Origin of the sequence: Okibacterium sp. HSC-33S16 (assembly GCF_024171565.1) — a bacterium.
Lineage (GTDB): Bacteria > Actinomycetota > Actinomycetes > Actinomycetales > Microbacteriaceae > Mycetocola_A.
The window spans coordinates 984,411-999,430 of record NZ_JALJZZ010000001.1 but is presented as its reverse complement, the minus strand read 5'-3'; the positions used below and the strand labels follow the sequence as shown (position 1 = coordinate 999,430).

19 protein-coding genes are annotated in these 15,020 nt (G+C 64.5%); 5 read left to right on the top strand and 14 right to left on the bottom strand.

The window, feature by feature from the left end:
• Positions 1-4: 4 nt before the first annotated feature.
• Together L1277_RS04860 and L1277_RS04855 are read left to right on the top strand one after the other, a co-directional pair.
• Entirely contained in the window at positions 5-904 is a 900-nt protein-coding gene (locus tag L1277_RS04860; protein ID WP_253375191.1) for a hypothetical protein, read from the top strand.
• Positions 897-1,337, top strand: coding sequence for a DUF2809 domain-containing protein (locus tag L1277_RS04855; RefSeq protein WP_253375190.1), 441 nt, complete (start codon positions 897-899; stop codon positions 1,335-1,337). Before L1277_RS04860 ends, L1277_RS04855 begins: the two co-directional genes overlap by 8 nt.
• Here L1277_RS04855 and L1277_RS04850 read toward each other — a convergent pair.
• The 7 genes from L1277_RS04850 to L1277_RS04820 are packed head-to-tail and all read right to left on the bottom strand — an operon-like array spanning position 1,312 to position 6,630.
• Positions 1,312-1,488 (bottom strand): hypothetical protein, encoded by a 177-nt coding sequence (locus tag L1277_RS04850; protein WP_253375189.1) that lies wholly within the window; start codon positions 1,486-1,488, stop codon positions 1,312-1,314. The two genes, L1277_RS04855 and L1277_RS04850, sit on opposite strands and share 26 nt — an antisense overlap.
• Before the next feature lie 53 nt (positions 1,489-1,541).
• A complete protein-coding gene (locus L1277_RS04845; protein ID WP_253375188.1) occupies positions 1,542-2,405 on the bottom strand; it encodes a prenyltransferase in 864 nt (287 codons plus the stop codon).
• Positions 2,402-2,728 carry a lycopene cyclase domain-containing protein gene (locus tag L1277_RS04840; RefSeq protein WP_253375187.1) on the bottom strand — a complete coding sequence of 109 codons (327 nt, stop codon included), beginning with the start codon at positions 2,726-2,728 and terminating at the stop codon, positions 2,402-2,404. The genes L1277_RS04845 and L1277_RS04840 overlap by 4 nt, the downstream gene beginning before the upstream one ends.
• The gene (locus tag L1277_RS04835; RefSeq protein WP_253375186.1) at positions 2,725-3,060 is read right to left on the bottom strand and encodes a lycopene cyclase domain-containing protein; all 336 of its coding nucleotides are present in this window, start codon (positions 3,058-3,060) and stop codon (positions 2,725-2,727) included. The genes L1277_RS04840 and L1277_RS04835 overlap by 4 nt, the downstream gene beginning before the upstream one ends.
• Positions 3,060-4,667, bottom strand: coding sequence for a phytoene desaturase family protein (gene crtI, locus L1277_RS04830; protein ID WP_253375185.1), 1,608 nt, complete (start codon positions 4,665-4,667; stop codon positions 3,060-3,062). The genes L1277_RS04835 and crtI overlap by 1 nt, the downstream gene beginning before the upstream one ends.
• Positions 4,664-5,563: a phytoene/squalene synthase family protein gene (locus tag L1277_RS04825; RefSeq protein WP_253375184.1), complete on the bottom strand. Its 900-nt coding sequence runs from the start codon at positions 5,561-5,563 to the stop codon at positions 4,664-4,666. Before L1277_RS04825 ends, crtI begins: the two co-directional genes overlap by 4 nt.
• A complete protein-coding gene (locus L1277_RS04820) occupies positions 5,560-6,630 on the bottom strand; it encodes a polyprenyl synthetase family protein (RefSeq protein WP_253375183.1) in 1,071 nt (356 codons plus the stop codon). The genes L1277_RS04825 and L1277_RS04820 overlap by 4 nt, the downstream gene beginning before the upstream one ends.
• 111 nt (positions 6,631-6,741) lie before the next feature.
• Between L1277_RS04820 and idi the strand changes: the two genes are divergently transcribed.
• The gene (gene idi, locus L1277_RS04815) at positions 6,742-7,281 is read left to right on the top strand and encodes an isopentenyl-diphosphate Delta-isomerase (protein ID WP_253375182.1); all 540 of its coding nucleotides are present in this window, start codon (positions 6,742-6,744) and stop codon (positions 7,279-7,281) included.
• Here idi and L1277_RS04810 read toward each other — a convergent pair.
• Genes L1277_RS04810 through L1277_RS04795 form a run of 4 tightly spaced genes read right to left on the bottom strand, consistent with a single transcriptional unit; the run spans position 7,263 to position 10,027 of the window.
• Complete coding sequence (locus L1277_RS04810) at positions 7,263-7,784, bottom strand: CinA family protein (RefSeq protein ID WP_253375181.1); 522 nt, start codon at positions 7,782-7,784, stop codon at positions 7,263-7,265. The two genes, idi and L1277_RS04810, sit on opposite strands and share 19 nt — an antisense overlap.
• Before the next feature lie 55 nt (positions 7,785-7,839).
• Positions 7,840-8,811, bottom strand: coding sequence for a DNA topoisomerase IB (locus tag L1277_RS04805; protein WP_374110157.1), 972 nt, complete (start codon positions 8,809-8,811; stop codon positions 7,840-7,842).
• A gap of 49 nt (positions 8,812-8,860) precedes the next feature.
• Positions 8,861-9,127: a Rho termination factor N-terminal domain-containing protein gene (locus tag L1277_RS04800; RefSeq protein WP_253375179.1), complete on the bottom strand. Its 267-nt coding sequence runs from the start codon at positions 9,125-9,127 to the stop codon at positions 8,861-8,863.
• 12 nt (positions 9,128-9,139) lie between these two features.
• On the bottom strand, positions 9,140-10,027 hold the full coding sequence (locus L1277_RS04795; protein ID WP_253375178.1) for an SDR family oxidoreductase: 888 nt from the start codon (positions 10,025-10,027) through the stop codon (positions 9,140-9,142).
• A gap of 248 nt (positions 10,028-10,275) precedes the next feature.
• On the opposite strand from L1277_RS04795, the gene L1277_RS04790 reads away from it, so the two are divergent.
• Complete coding sequence (locus tag L1277_RS04790) at positions 10,276-11,775, top strand: FAD-dependent oxidoreductase (RefSeq protein WP_253375177.1); 1,500 nt, start codon at positions 10,276-10,278, stop codon at positions 11,773-11,775.
• A gap of 12 nt (positions 11,776-11,787) precedes the next feature.
• Here the strand turns inward: L1277_RS04790 and L1277_RS04785 are convergent, their stop codons facing one another.
• Complete coding sequence (locus L1277_RS04785; RefSeq protein WP_253375176.1) at positions 11,788-12,618, bottom strand: Ku protein; 831 nt, start codon at positions 12,616-12,618, stop codon at positions 11,788-11,790.
• Positions 12,619-12,687: 69 nt separating this feature from the next.
• Positions 12,688-13,218 carry a DUF6328 family protein gene (locus tag L1277_RS04780; RefSeq protein WP_253375175.1) on the bottom strand — a complete coding sequence of 177 codons (531 nt, stop codon included), beginning with the start codon at positions 13,216-13,218 and terminating at the stop codon, positions 12,688-12,690.
• A gap of 101 nt (positions 13,219-13,319) precedes the next feature.
• Between L1277_RS04780 and L1277_RS04775 the strand changes: the two genes are divergently transcribed.
• Complete coding sequence (locus L1277_RS04775; RefSeq protein WP_253375174.1) at positions 13,320-13,496, top strand: hypothetical protein; 177 nt, start codon at positions 13,320-13,322, stop codon at positions 13,494-13,496.
• Positions 13,497-13,562: 66 nt separating this feature from the next.
• Here L1277_RS04775 and pyk read toward each other — a convergent pair whose 3' ends face one another.
• Positions 13,563-15,005, bottom strand: a complete 1,443-nt coding sequence (gene pyk, locus L1277_RS04770; protein WP_253375173.1) for a pyruvate kinase — start codon at positions 15,003-15,005, stop codon at positions 13,563-13,565.
• Positions 15,006-15,020: the final 15 nt, after the last annotated feature.

The following is a 15,020-nucleotide window of genomic DNA, read 5'->3' as shown; positions in this document are numbered from 1 at the left end:
GACTGTGTTCTCCAGCCTCCTCGCCCGCCTGCGCCCGCGGCTGCCGCGTGTTGCGTCACATGGCGAGGATGAGTCGTACGCCCCCGCCGCCGAAGGGTGCGATCTGCTGGGCACCGGGGTCGATCACCTCCGTGCCTACCTCACATTGCACCCCGCGAAATTGGCGGTGCTCCTGGAGAGGTGTGAGCCGGTTGTCGAGGAAATGCGCGCTGCTCTCGAGGCTTGGCCGGACGACGGAATCCCACAGATTTTCCCAGCGACCACCGCTGTCGTCACCTCGGGATCGGGGGAAGTGTGGGAAGGGCTGGCGCGCGACCTCCTCGACGCCACCGCCGGGGGGCCTGGGCTGACGAATGCGCCGCTCATCGTGCTCATGAGCAAGGCCATCGCGACTGTGCTCTATGACAGCGACGACAATGGTCTGCTCTACGCTGCATCGGCAGCGCGCACAACAGCTGCCCGACTGGACGACGTGATGCCATCGCTCATGCCAGCGGTCACCGAACTTGTCCTGCTGTCACGCGACGCCATCGGGCTTCGTGCCGCCAGGGTCGGGCTCGACAGTGTGCTCCTGCACCGCCGCGTGCCGAACGTCGCGGCGGAGGATGTCTTCCGCCTGCAACGGCTCACCCCGCTCTCCCGGTCCCGGCTCGCCGATCCCGAGGTGTCTGACCTGGTGCGGTCGATCGTTCGCTTTCGCACCCTGTCCGTGTGGGCATCCGACCTGCCGGTTGTTCGAGACTGGGCACCCGGTGAAGACCCCGGAACCCAGAGCAGTGTTGTCCTGAGCATCCGTGTTCCGGTGACCTCCCTGTGGTTCGCACCGCGCAGCAACGACCGGGAGTTCCTGATCAGCCCCGACGGCGTCTCGCTCGAGCACGTCGAGGTCCTGCACCGTGTCTGACAGCACAACGCGCGAGACGTCGAGTGATGCACAGTCCTTCCGTGCTGCGCCTCCGCGGTACCGCCGAGCGATCGTTCTCGGTGCCGCCGTGCTCACGGTTATCTCCGGCCTCGCCGTAGCGACGTTGGGCAGTGGATTCGTCGCTGACGCCGTGGGCGACGGGCTCTACACGGTGCTCGTCTATCTTCTGATCGCGGCTATCGCTCCACGGCTCGGGCCTGGGAAGCTCGCAGCTCTTGCCTTCACGGCGTCTGCACTGATTGAGTTTTCTCAGCTGACCGGTATCCCCGCCGCACTCGCGCAGGTCATTCCGGCATCGCGCTGGGTGTTCGGATCGACCTTCGTCGGCACAGATCTGGCCTTCTATGCGATCGGCGCCGCGGCTGTCGCTGCCGTGGATACCGGCGTTATGCGCCAGCTCCGTCGTCGCTGACGTCACTCGGTCGGTACTTCGCGTCGTCACGAACATCGATCCGGGTAACCCCGTCCGCCTTCTCAGTGACATCGATGCGCGGTGCCGCGTCGGACTCGTCCGCTTGCGGTGCGGTTGTCAGCTGGTCGTGGCGCTTCTCGTCAGCATCCATGGGGAGCCTTGCCCTTCGTTCGTTGGTGGTAGGTCTCACGTTACCGCCAGCGGTCAGGCGAGCACCGACCAGATGAGCAGCATCGTGACACAGAACCCCGACACGAAGTTCAGTGCCAGAAAGTGCTTCCAGCCGCGGTTCGCCGATTCCGCCGTGTCGTCGGTGATCCTCCAAAACGGCAGGGCGTTCAGGATGTACGGCACGGCGAGTACGGAGGCGAGCGGTCCCGGCCAGCTGGTCAGCGTCAGGAGAAGCCCGGCCAGCAGGTACGCCAGCACCGCGAATCGTACAGTCGCTCGAGCACCGATCTCTGTGGCAATCGAACGGATGCCGCCCTCCCGGTCGGCGAGGACGTCCTGCACCGCCCCGAATGCGTGGCTGCCCATCCCCCACAGGAAGAAGCTTCCCAGGATGGCGAGCAGTCCGGCGTCGGCGAAGCTCGCTCCGGCGAGGGCGAGCCCGTACACGGCGGGGCTGACGAAGTGCGTCGAGGAGGTGACCGAGTCGAGGAACGGGATCTCCTTGAACCGCAGCCCGGCTGCGCTGTACGCGATCACCGCGAAAATGCTGATGGCAAGCACAACCCACGACAGTGCCGACCCGACGGCCACCAGATAGCCGAGGAACGGAACGTTGCTCACCACAACGGCGATGAGAATCGGGCGATGCAGAGACCGGTCGAGCACCGCCCCTTCGACACCGCCCTTGCGCGGGTTACGGAGGTCGGACTCGTAGTCGAACACGTCGTTGATGCCGTACATCGCGAGGTTGTATGGGACGAGGAAGTACAGGGTGCCGATCCAGAAGGTGGCGTCGAGGTCACGCGTCGACAAAAAATAGGCTGCGGCGAACGGAAACGCCGTGTTCACCCAGCTCAGAGGTCGTGACGACAGCAGGATGGCCCCGAGGGTCTTCATCGCGTTTCCTCCGGTTTCCGTGCCGGCAGCAGCAGCCACAGGCCCGGCAGCAACACGACGGCCGCGATGGCGTAGGCGAAGTCCTCCAGCGGGGCGAGTCCCAGAAACGCACCACTGATCACGTCGGGGTTATAGCCAAACAGTCCGACGGCAATCATGATGTTGTCGAAAAGAGCGGTCATGGCCAGCACGACAATCAGGGCCAGGCCCATTCGGGCGAACGGATGCCTGTTCGGCGTTCGGCGTTGAACCCGCGTCGCCGCGATGATCCCGATCAGCAACGCGGGCAGCAGAAACATCAGGTTAAGAAGCCAGTAGGTCACGAGGCACGCTCCGGGGACCCGCGACGGGTGGCGATGAGCGCCGCTCCGTTGAACAGGTTCATGGCCAGGTAGCAGAGCAGGGTGAGAAAGAACACTTCCTCGAGCGGAAGCTCGGGCGCCAGCAAAATGCCGGTCATGAAGTCGGTCTCACCGCGATAGAAGATATCGAGCGCGATGCCTGACAGGTCCCAGGCCAGGAAGAAGAGAACACCGAGAACGAGAACGATCGACGCACGGCGCGCGTCAGCCCAGAAGAACAACCGAAAGCGGAAGTCGAGAAGCACCATGCAACCGAGCGAGAGACTCAGCGCGCCGAGGTACAGCAGTCCCATCAGCGAGCGACGCCGGCGTCTGGGGCGGCAACCGACGACCGGGTGGGAAAGAACGGTGTGGGCATCGCTTCCGTGCTGGTGTCGCCGCGCAGCCGCTTCAGCACGAGCTCAGCGCTGATCAGACACATCGGCAGGCCGATTCCCGGAATGCTCGAGCCACCGGCGTAGAGCAGCCCGTCCACTTTTTTGCTCACGTTGCCCGCCCGGAAGAACGCACTCTGGCTCAGGATGTGTGCCGGGCCGAGCGCTGTGCCGTTCCAGGCGTTCAGGTCGGAGGCGAAATCGGCAGGACCGGTGACTTCACGCACCGTGATGCGCTCGACCAGGTCGGGAATGTGTGCCCACTCAGCCACCTGCAGAACGGCGCGATCGGCAATCTCCTGCACCGTGGCATCCGCTCGCCCGCCCAGAGACGTGTCAGCGGGAACCGGCACGAGAATGAACAGGTTCTCGCTCCCGGCCGGCGCGACCGATGGATCCGTCGCGCTCGGCTTACAGACGTAGAGCGACGCCGGCGACGGCACACTCGTCGGTGGGGTGAAGATCTGCTCGAAGTTGTGCTTCCAGTCGCTTGTGAAGAACAGGCTGTGGTGGGGAAGCTCGGGCAGCTCCCCGGCAACACCCAGGGAGACGAGCACGGCGCTTGGCCCTGCGGTCTTCTTTCTCCAGTAGCTCTCGGGGTAGGTCTGCAAAGCGCGCGGCAGCAACCGGGTTTCGCTGTGGTGCAGGTCGGCGGTGGAGACGACAACGTCGGCGGCGAGCCGGTGGCTGTGACCGTCAGCATCTGAGAAGATCACGCCGGTCACGATCGGTTTGCGACCGGATGCTGTCGGTGCGGTATCGATGGACGTCACTGTGGCGTTCGTCCGAATCTCGACACCTTCGGTGCGGGCGAGAGCCGCGATGGTCTCGATGATTGTGGTGAATCCCCCGCGCGGGTAGAGCACACCGCCGGTGAGGTCGAGGTGGCTCATCAGGTGGTACATGCTCGGCGTCGTGAACGGGCTCGACCCGAGGAAGACGGCCGGGTAGCCGAGGATCTGCTTGATGCGCTCGTCGCGGAAGAATCGCGAGGTGAAGGTGTCGAGCGACTCGGTGAGCAGGCGAACGAGCAGTTTCACCTGCCGCAGGACGTCACGGCGGAACAGCGGAAGGAACGACTGGAAGGTGGTGTAGAGGAAACGCTTCTTCGCCATCTCGTAGGTCACGGCAGCGGAGTCGAGGTACCGTTCGAGCTGCTCGCCGGCGCCCTTCTCGATGCTCTCGAACAGGGCGACGTTGTCGGCCCGTGAAGCAGTGATGGTGAGCGGCTCCGTTCGCCCCTCGAAAAACACCCGGTAGGCGGGATCAAGTCGCACGAGGTCAAGCTGCTCCTCGGCGCTGGTGCCGAGTGAGCGGTAGAAGTGGTCGAAGACCTCGGGCATGAGGTACCAGCTCGGGCCGGTGTCGAAGCGGAAGTTCTCGCTCTCGCCCAACCCCGCGCGACCGCCGAGCTGTTCGCGTTTCTCGAGCACGGTTACTGTGTAGCCGTCACGTGCCAAGAGCGCGGCGGTGGCCAGACCGGAAATGCCGCCGCCGATCACGACGGCCGTTGTGCCGGCGGTCACGGGAGCTTTCCCGCCGCCGCTGCTGCCGCGAGGCGGAGCTTCACCGATGCGGGAACCCGTACGCGGGTTCGGATTAGGGCGCTGGCCGGGGTGGACCGGATGCGCTCGGTGAGCTCGCCGAACAGTAACTGGGCCAGGGCGACCGCTCTTCGCGACGACGCGGGCAGACCAGGGAGCGCGGCGGACGAGGCCGCGAGATCGGCGTCGATGTCTGCGAGCAGTCGGGCCTTGTCGTCCTCGGAGAACGAGTCAAGCTCCACGCCCGGAAAGTAGTTGCGGCCGAGGCCATCGAAGTCGGCGGAGAGGTCGCGCAGGAAATTGACCTTTTGGAACGCCGCACCGAGGTGCCGGGCGCCGGAGACGAGGCGCGCCTCCTGGTCGGCGGTGACCGAGTGGCCGTCGAGGAACGCGCGCAGGCACATCAGTCCGATGACCTCAGCGGACCCGTAAACGTATGCGCTGAAACTCTCAGGGGTGTGCGTGGTTTCGGTGCAGTCTGCCCGCATCGACGCGAAGAACGGCCGGGTGAGCTCCTGCGGTATCCCGACCTGTCGCGCCGTGAGCGCGAACGCGTGGATCACGAGGTTGGTGCTGTACCCGGTCGCGCACGCGAGGTCGGTCTCGGCTTCAAAGGCCGCCAGTCGGCGGACGATGTCGCTGTTCGACAGCCCGGCCTCCCGCGCGACTCCATCGACAATCTCGTCGGCGACGCGGACGAGTGCGTAGATGTTGCGAACGTGGGTGCGAACGTCCGGTGTCAGAAGGCGGGATGCCATTCCGAACGAGGTCGAATAGCGAGCGATGACGCGTGCGGAGGTTTCCATCGCAACGTCGTCATAGAGTGCGCTTCCCGTCACGGCGCCCGGTGACCGGGTGCGCAGGGCAGTGAGGTTCAACGGACACGCTCCAGAACTTTTCGTACGACGGGTGACAGGTCAGTCCGCAGCGGCGCCGGGATCGCGTCTGACGCCAGGTGTTCCCAGGCGCGGTTGGCGAAGTCGGCCGCGAGGCTCTCGGCGAAGCCCCGTGCTCCAGAGTCTACGAGCACTCCGCGAAGTTCGGCCGCTCCCGCTTCGTCCAGGTCCGGTTTGCCAAAGAGGTGGGCGACGGAGCTCCACAGCGGTGAATCGCTGGCGCGAGCGGTGAGGACTGTGCGTTTGCCCTCACGCAGGTCACCGAGTGTGCTCTTCCCCGTCGTTTCCTCGCGCCCGAACACCCCGAGGATGTCGTCGACGATCTGGTAGGCGATTCCGATGGTTCGACCGAACTCACCGAGCTCATGCACCGTTTCGTCGAATGCACCGGCGAGGACGGCTCCGGACTGCAGCGGCGCCTCGAACGAGTAGACCGCGGTCTTCTGGCGCTCCATCTCGACGATCTCCTCGACGGTGGGAGGCACGACGCTCAACGAAAAATCCACATCGGCCAGTTCACCGGCAGCAGACGCGGTGACGGAATCGTCGAGGAGCTCCCGCAGGCGCAGCCGGACATTATCGGCGGCACCCGTGCGATCAACCAGCCGGTAGGCGGCGGACAAAGCGAGGTCACCGGCGATGACCGCGGCCGACATCCCGCGGTGCTCGGCGGCCGGAAGCGAGATCCCGGCCGTTGTGGCGATGTCCCGGTAGCTGCCGGACACGTTGGCCTGCCCGCGCCGGACGAAATCACGGTCGATCACGTCGTCGTGAACGATGAGGGCGGTGTGAAGCATTTCGTAGGCGGCGGCAAGTTGCGCTGCGGCTTCGAGGTCGGTGCCGCCGAGAGCGGTATATGCCGACATCACCATGCGCGGGCGGAATCGTTTTCCTCCCGTGGTGTTGCGCTCAATGACCTCCCACAGTCGTTCGAACCGGTGCCCGTGTTTTCCGGCCTGGGCCCTCGCCAGGCTGAAGTACCGCGCGAGCGCCGCGTCGACGTGTTCTGCCCCACGCCAAGGCACCCCAATGAGCTCGTGCTGGTCCATTCCCCCAAGCTACTTGACGCCCTGTTCGGGTGTCACATACTTTCGGTTGATTTCGACAGCGGCCGGACCTCCCGGCTTTGTCGAATTCACCCGCGGGCACAGAATGGACCCATGAGTTCCGAAGAACAGGTCGTCCTCCTTGCTGATGACGGATCGGCGGTGGGCGTCGCAGACAAGGCGACAGTGCACACCGAATCGACTCCGCTTCACCTTGCGTTCTCGTGCCACCTGTTCGACGATGACGGCCGCATCCTCGTGACGCGTCGCGCCCTCACCAAGGTGGCCTGGCCCGGAGTGTGGACCAACTCGTTCTGCGGCCACCCAGCGCCCGGTGAAGACATGGAGCAAGCGGTTCACCGTCGCGCGGAGCATGAACTCGGCGCGCGGTTGGACGCGGTCGAACTTGCGCTGCCGGACTTCCGCTACCGCGCGGTCGACGCGGCCGGCATCGTCGAGAACGAGGTGTGCCCGGTCTACCGTGCGACCATTGTTGGCGACGTTCGGCCCCGGCCGGATGAAGTGTCTGAGTGGCTCTGGGTTGACCCCGAGGCGCTGGACCGTGCGGTCGAGGCGACACCGTGGGCGTTCAGCCCGTGGCTCACCCTTCAGCTTCCTCTGCTTTCTCGCCTCAGTCAGCGTCGCGCGTTGTGAGTCGCGGCGAGTGCTTCGACGCGCGCGTCGAGCAGTCGGAGCGACGCGACGACTGACGATTCGACGATTTCTTCCGGGCTGCCCCCCAGCATCCGTTCTGCGACATGGATTTCGCCATGCGGTGAACGGATGGCGATAAAGACGGTGCCCACCTCACGACCGTCCTGTTCGTCTGGACCGCCGACACCGGTGATCGAAAGCGTGAGGTTTGCGCCCGTGAGTCTGGCGATGCCGGACGCCATTTCTTCAGCTGCACGAGCGGACACGACAGGCCCGGGCGAAACGCCGAGCACACGGTGCTTCGTCTCGGTCATGTAGGCGACGAGGCCTCCAGCGAACCACTGGGAGGAGTTCGGTGCCGCGGCGAGGCTTGCGCTCAGCTGTCCGCCGGTCAGCGACTCGGCGACGGCAATGCGCAGGGTCGAGCCGTCGAGGCGTTCGGCGATGGACGAGGCCAGCTCGGTGGCCTGATCTGCGGAGGCTTGTGCGTCAGATGAGGTCATAATCGGATTCTTTCTCCGCGACGGTCGCGGGAATAGGGGTTGACACCTGGTGCACTCAGTCGTCGCCGAGGATGAGCCGCCGAAGGGCTGGTTCGGGCTGGGTGCCTCGATTGTCGAGGACTTCACCCGCCCGGTAGCGATCGAGAATGCGCGGGTCGATGTAGCTCGACCTGGCGATGGCTGGCGTATTGCCGAGGGCGTCGGCCGTCTCGGCCACGGCAGCGCTGATGACTTTCGCCTGTTGCCGCCCGGAGGAAACGACGCCGAAGTCGCGCAGGGCTCTAGCCGCAATGATGCTCCCGTGCAGCGTGCGGAAGTCCTTGGCCGTGAAGTCACCATTGGTGCGCAACCGGACGTAGTCATTCATGTCCTGGGCGCTGAGGCCGCGCCACTCACGCCCATTCTTCCAGGCGAGCAGGCGCGCCTCCGGACCGCGCGTCTTCAACGAGCGGATAACGGCCGCGAGGTCCTCATCGGTCGTGTCGCTCGACCAGGCCTGGCCGCTCTTGCCGGGGAAATCCAGCGACACGGTGTTTCCGGAAACCGTCGCGTGCTGACAGAGCAGTGTGGTGAGGCCGTGGCTACCGTGCTCGAGGGCGAAGCGCTCACTGCCGACACGGAGGCGCGCGCTATCGAGGAGCCGGAAGCCGGTGGCCAGTGCTCGGTCTCGCGAGCCGGTGGGCCCGCGCAGGTCCGCAGTGACACGCCGTCGGGCGGCGGGCAGGGCGAGAGCAAGGTCGAGGGCACGATCGAACTTGCGTTTGTCCTGCTTCTGGCGCCAGACCTCGTGGTAGAGGTACTGGCGCCTGCCGGCCAGGTCAATGCCTGTCGCCTGGATGTGCCCGTTGGCATACGGCGAGATCCAGACGTCGGTCCACGCCGGTGGAATGACGAGCGCGGCAATCCGCTCGATCGTCTCCGGGTCATGCACGGGCCGGCCGTCCTGATCGATGTAGCGAAACCCGGAGCGGGTCTTTCGACGGCCGAGGCCGGGACCACGGGTGTTGCTCCGTCTTAGTCGCGGCACGAACGGTCCCCGCCCGGCGAAGACGCCACCGCGTTTAGTGCGTCGTGCCTCACGAGTTGCGCAGCGCCGAGATGAGTTCGGACTTCTTCTTGCGCGAGTATCCGCTCAGCCCGATTTCCTTCGCTCGTTTTTTGAGGTCGTCGACGGTCCAGTCCTCGTAACTACCGGATTCGCCACCCTTCTTGCCGACGCTGGAACGCCCCTGCGTCCCTGCGGCGTTGGCGATGCGGGCAGCCTTCTGTTTCGACGCACCGTCGTCACGCAGCTTTTCGTAGAGCTCCGGATCCTTGAGTCGTGAGTCTGCGTTCTGTGGCATCTCGTTCCTTCCTTACAAACCCTTGCCACCGGTGACCGGCAGCACCGCGCCCGAGACGTACGACGCGTCGTCGGACGCCAGGTAGACATACGCGCTGGCGAGTTCAGCCGGTTGGCCGGCCCGTCCGAGTGGGGTGTCGGTACCAAAGCTCTCGAGCGTGTCCGGCCAGGACGTCGCCGGAATCAGCGGTGTCCAAATCGGGCCAGGGGCAACGGCATTCACGCGAACGCCCTTCTCCCCCAGCTGCTGAGCAAGCGCCTTGGTGAAGGCGACCTGGGCGGCCTTGGTCATGGCGTAATCGATGAGGGCCGGTGACGGGTTGAACGCCTGAATCGACGAGGTTGTGATGATCGATCCGCCGGGACCGATGTGCGGGATGGCCGCGCGAGCTGTCCACATGACGGCGTACAGGTTGGTCTTGAAGACCCGGTCAAACTCTTCGGTGGGCAGGTTCTCGAGGCCTTCCCGGTTTTCCTGGTACCCCGCGTTGAGCACGAGGACATCGAGACGCCCGAACTCGGCGACGGTCATTTCGACAATTTCGGTGCAGAACTGCTCGTCGCGCGCGTCACCCGGGAGAAGAAGCGCCTTGCGTCCGGCCTTCTCGATCCACTCTGCCGTCTCTTCAGCGTCGTCCTGTTCCTCAGGGAGGTAAGAGATGGCGACGTCGGCACCTTCTCGGGCGTACGCGATGGCAACCGCGCGACCGATCCCCGAGTCACCGCCCGTGATGAGGGCGACCCGGTCCGTGAGCTTCCCTGATCCGGTGTACTCGTTCTCACCGTGGTCGGGCCGAGGGTCCGTCCGCTCCGTGAGACCGGGCTGGTCCTGCTCCTGTCGCGGAAACCCGCCGACGTGATACTTGTTCCTTGGGTCGGGGGTTGGTGCCTGACGTGCCACGTGTTCACACTCCTTGGATCGATATCAGTCGTTCACCGCAACCGGCCGAGCGGGGCGAGCAACCCGCCACCTCTCGCCGCAATTACGGAACTCCCCCTCACGATAAGCGGCACGAACTCCGAGGCTCAAGGGGTGGCAAAACGAGTGCCATCCCGCTACGGTCAGGACGTGCCGCCGCGCCAGCGGGCGCAGCGACTTTGCTGTTCCACTGCCACGTGCAGCCCGGAGCAGAGCAGGAGTCCCCGCCCATGACAAGGTCATCAGTCCCCCAAGGCCCTTCCCTCTGGGTCGAGCAGCCCGGCTCCATTGACACCGACGCCTGGCGTGATGGACTCACCGCCGATGTGGTCATTGCCGGCGCAGGACTTACCGGTCTGGCAACGGCCCTCACACTTCTTGACCAGGGCAGCTCCGTCGTTGTCCTCGAAGCCCGCACGATTGGTGCGGTATCGACGGGTCACACGACGGGCAAAGTATCCCTCTTACAGGGATCACAGCTCTCCACGCTCGATAAGGCGCTCCCCCGTGAACTCCTCGATGCGTATGTCGCTGCGAACCGCGCCGGCCAGGAATGGATCCGGCAGTTTGCCGGCGCAGAAGGCGTTTCCCTTGAGATTCGGGATGCCATCACGTACGCAGCAACGGACGCGGGCGCTCCGACGGTGGAAGCCGAACTGGCCACGGCGTCGTCCCTGGGTCTGGACGTGTCAGCGCTGTCCTCGGTGGAACTTCCGCTCAGCATCACCGCCGGTGTGAGCCTCCCCCGTCAGTTCCAGCTCGATGCGGGTGACCTGCTGGCTGCACTGGCGCGAGCGATCCGCCGACGCGGCGGAATCATCGTGGAAGGCGTCCGCGCTCGTGATGTCCATTCCGGCAGCCCGTGTGTCGTTCGGACTGATCGAGGAGATGTTCGCGGTGACCGCGTCATCCTGGCGACTGGAATGCCGTTTCTCAAGCGAGGTGGGCAGTTCGCGACGATTCAAGCTCACCGGTCATACGCCCTCGCCTACCGCTGGGACGAGCCGGCACTTCGGGGAATGTACCTGTCCGTTGACGAACCGGCCCGGTCTATTCGAGACTCGGAGCAAGCCGACGGTCGGTACCTCGTTGTGGGCGGCAATGACCACCGTGTCGGCACAGGCCAGCCGACCACAGCGCGCGTGGCTGACCTCGCGGAATGGACGACCGCGACATTCGGTGAACTCACCCAAACCCACTCCTGGTCGGCACAGGACTATCGGGTGTCGGATACCCTGCCGCATTTCGGGCCCATCTCTCCCGGCGACGACCGCGTGTTCGTCGCCACCGGATACAACAAGTGGGGCATGGCGAATGGCGCAGCAGCCGGCATTTCGCTCGCCGGCCAATTTGCGGGCAACGCGCCGGAGTGGGCCATGGCGCTGCGCGGGCGTGTGCCGACCCCCAGCGCCATCAAGAACACGCTAGCGGCCGGGGCGACCGTTGCGGGCGACATGGCCAAAGGCTGGGTCGGCGCCGAACTGGCCAGTCTGCCCAAGGACGGACCGGCGGAGGGCGAAGGCGTGGTGGTTCGAGACGGAGTCAAGCCGGTCGCCGTGTGCAAGGTCAACGGAGTGGTCTCCCGGAGCTCAGCGGTCTGCCCGCACCTCGGCGGGATCGTCGCGTGGAACGATGTGGAAAAGTCGTGGGACTGCCCGTTGCACGGCTCCCGGTTCGATGCGTCGGGCGAAGTGCTTGAGGGTCCAGCCGTGACCGCTCTCTCGAGCTGACGCCCGCACGGATCAGGCGGGCTTCTTCTTCGACGGTGACTTCTTCTTCTTCTTCGCGTCGCGCGACTTCTCCACACTGCGCCGAAGGGCCTCCATCAGGTCGATGACCTCCCCCGTGTCTTCTTCCTTCTCAGATTCTCCGAAGGTCGCATCAGTGTCGAGTGCTTCACCCTGCTCGAGCTTGGCGTCAATGAGTGTGCGCAACTCTTCCTGGTACTCGTCCGAGAACTGTTCGGGTTTGAAATCGTCGGCGAAACTCTCGACGAGGGCATTGGACAGCTCGAACTCCTTCGCTGAGATCCGCACCCGTTCCTTGAGACTGTCGAAATCGGCCTTGCGGATCTCGTCCTCCCACAGCAACGTCTGGATCACGAGCACTCCGTCGCGGGCGCGAAGAGCCGCCAGCCGGGTCTTTTGCCGCAACGCGAAGCGCACGATTGCCGTTCGCTCGGTCGACTCCAGCGTCTTCCGCAGCAGCACATACGCCTTCGACGACGACGAGTCCGGCTCCAGGTAGTAGCTTCGGTCGAACATCATCGGGTCGACCTGCTCGGTGGGAACGAACTCGACGACCTCAATCTCACGGCTCTTTTCCTGCGGGAGGGATGCCATGTCTTCGGCGGTGAGGACGACGGTGCGTTCGCCGTCATCGTAGGCCTTGTCAATGTTCTCGTACTTGATGATCTTGCCGCACACCTCGCACCGCCGCTGGTAACGGATGCGGCCACCGTCCTTGTCGTGGACCTGATGCAGCGCGATGTCATGGTCTTCCGTTGCGCTGTACACCTTGACGGGCACGTTTACGAGACCGAAGGTGATGGCGCCCTTCCAGATTGCTCTCATAGCGTTCAGTGAACACCGTTTCGGCCCCAGCGGCTAGCGCTTGACATACATCCAGCGTTCAGGCAGCTCTCAGTTCCGTGACTGCGGGTCGGGGCTGCTGCGGCGACGAACGATGAGGGGCAGGAAAACTCCGAACGCGAGCAACACAAGCGCGAGGATACCGGCCGCGAGAAGCCCTGCGACCCGCCCAACGACGAAGTCGAAGATGAGCATGGCCGTACCGACAGTCCCGAGGGAGACTCCCAGAACCACCGCCCGCACCATAGCGTCGCCAATGGCAACGGTTGAACTTTTGAGCCGACGTCGAAACAAGAGACGATGAAGGCTGACCGGAAGCAGGCTGAGAATGGTCGTGAGGATTGAGACCGACACCAGAGCCAGGTACAGAGTGCGCTGGAACTCGTCGAGGTCAGTGAAGCGTGGTTGAAACGCAATGGCGAGAAGGAATGCGGTGAGGATCTGGGTGCCGGCCTGCAACACCCGAAGTTCCTGGAGCAGGTCAATCCAGTTGCGGTCAGAGCGCTCCGATTCTGTTTCCTGACGATCGTTGTCAGCGGGGCCGACCTGGTCCCGGCCATCCGGTATGTCGTGACTACCCACAATGGCTTCCTTTCCGAGGGCTTGAACCGACGTATCTCCCAGCCTAGGGTTTGTGTCGAGCGCACGGACCGACCATCGCGCACAGAAGGGAGAGAGCAGAAATGACGAACCTGACCGACGATGACGGCGACGTGATCAGCCCGGACGACGACGAACTCGAGGTGCTCCCCGACGACGATATCGAGGTGTTCGACACCGTCGAGGGACTCGACGCTGAGCGTCCGATCGACGACACGGAATTGGATGTCACCGGCGAGATTCCGCCAGAGGACGCGTGAGCGGACAGCTGTGAAGAAACAGCAAACGCGGACCCCAACCGGGGTCCGCGTTTGCTGTTCGACACGCTACTTCTGGTAAGCGGGCGCCGCACCGGAGTGGGCGTCACCAACCTTGTGGACACGCAAGTCGTTGGTCGAACCGGAGATTCCGGGAGGGGAACCGGAGATCACAACGACCTTGTCGCCGACGGCAGCCTTGTTGAGACCCAGGAGGATGTCATCCACCTGCCCGAACATGGCGTCCGTGTGCGTGACGCGGTCAACCAGGAAGGTCTCGACGCCCCAGTTGAGCTGCATGCGGCGACGGATGCCTTCATCCGGCGTGAATCCCAGCACGGGAATCTGCGTACGCAGTCGCGCCATTCGGCGTACTGAGTCTCCCGATTCCGTGAACACGCAGAGGAACTTGGCTTCGACGAAGTCGGCCACCTCGCTCGCAGCGAGGGTGATGGCCCCGCCCTGCGTGCGCGGCTTGGTGCCGAGCGGAGCGATGCGCTCGAGGCCGTGCTCTTCGGTGGACTCCACGATCCGCGCCATGGTCTGCACGGTGATCACCGGGTACTGGCCGACGCTGGTCTCGCCGCTGAGCATGACCGCGTCTGCACCGTCGAGAACAGCGTTCGCGACGTCCGAGGTCTCCGCGCGGGTCGGGATCGGGCTGGAGATCATCGACTCGAGCATCTGCGTGGCGACGATGACCGGCTTAGCCATGCGACGGCAGAGCTCGACAGCGCGCTTCTGCACGATTGGAACCGCTTCAAGCGGAAGCTCGACACCGAGGTCACCACGGGCGACCATGATGCCGTCGAAGGCTTCAATGATTTCTTCCAGGTGATCGACGGCCTGCGGCTTCTCGATCTTGGCGATGACCGGGAGGCGCTTGCCTTCCTCATCCATGATCTCGTGGACACGCTTGATGTCCTCGGCGTTCCGCACGAAGGACAGAGCGATGAAATCGGCTCCGAGCTTGAGGCCCCAGCGCAGGTCTGCTTCGTCCTTCTCGCTCAGCGCAGGAACGTTGACGGCAACACCGGGAAGGTTGATGCCCTTGTTGTTGGAGACAGCACCGGCCACAACGACCTCGGTGGTCACGACGACCCCGTCGGTTTCCAAAACCTTGACCTTGACCTTGCCGTCGTCGATCAGCAGGAAGTCACCGGGAGAGACGTCGTCGGGGAGCCCCTTGAACGTTGTGCCGGAGAGCTCCTTGGTGCCAACGACGTCTTCTGTCGTAATTTTGAAGATGTCGCCCTTGGCGAGTTCGTACGGGCCGCCTTCGAACTTACCGAGGCGGATCTTCGGCCCCTGAAGGTCGACGAGCACGGCGACGGGCTGGCCTGCATCGGATGCGGCCTTACGCACATTGGCGTAGACGCCCTCGTGGACGTCGTAGGTGCCGTGGCTGAGGTTCATGCGGGCGACGTTCACCCCTGCGTCGATGATTGCCCGAATGTCCTCATAGCTGGCGGTTGCCGGCCCGAGGGTAGCGACGATTTTGGCTCGTCTCATACTTGTCGTTCTCCG

Excerpts from the sequence above, each read along its gene's own strand:
- L1277_RS04850 (WP_253375189.1), bottom strand. The coding sequence starts at position 1,488 with ATGGATGCTGACGAGAAGCGCCACGACCAGCTGACAACCGCACCGCAA.
- L1277_RS04845 (WP_253375188.1), bottom strand. The coding sequence starts at position 2,405 with ATGAAGACCCTCGGGGCCATCCTGCTGTCGTCACGACCTCTGAGCTGG.
- L1277_RS04835 (WP_253375186.1), bottom strand. The coding sequence starts at position 3,060 with ATGGGACTGCTGTACCTCGGCGCGCTGAGTCTCTCGCTCGGTTGCATG.
- L1277_RS04820 (WP_253375183.1), bottom strand. The coding sequence starts at position 6,630 with ATGGACCAGCACGAGCTCATTGGGGTGCCTTGGCGTGGGGCAGAACAC.
- idi (WP_253375182.1), top strand. The coding sequence starts at position 6,742 with ATGAGTTCCGAAGAACAGGTCGTCCTCCTTGCTGATGACGGATCGGCG.
- L1277_RS04810 (WP_253375181.1), bottom strand. The coding sequence starts at position 7,784 with ATGACCTCATCTGACGCACAAGCCTCCGCAGATCAGGCCACCGAGCTG.
- L1277_RS04800 (WP_253375179.1), bottom strand. The coding sequence starts at position 9,127 with ATGCCACAGAACGCAGACTCACGACTCAAGGATCCGGAGCTCTACGAA.
- L1277_RS04790 (WP_253375177.1), top strand. The coding sequence starts at position 10,276 with ATGACAAGGTCATCAGTCCCCCAAGGCCCTTCCCTCTGGGTCGAGCAG.
- L1277_RS04785 (WP_253375176.1), bottom strand. The coding sequence starts at position 12,618 with ATGAGAGCAATCTGGAAGGGCGCCATCACCTTCGGTCTCGTAAACGTG.
- L1277_RS04775 (WP_253375174.1), top strand. The coding sequence starts at position 13,320 with ATGACGAACCTGACCGACGATGACGGCGACGTGATCAGCCCGGACGAC.
- pyk (WP_253375173.1), bottom strand. The coding sequence starts at position 15,005 with ATGAGACGAGCCAAAATCGTCGCTACCCTCGGGCCGGCAACCGCCAGC.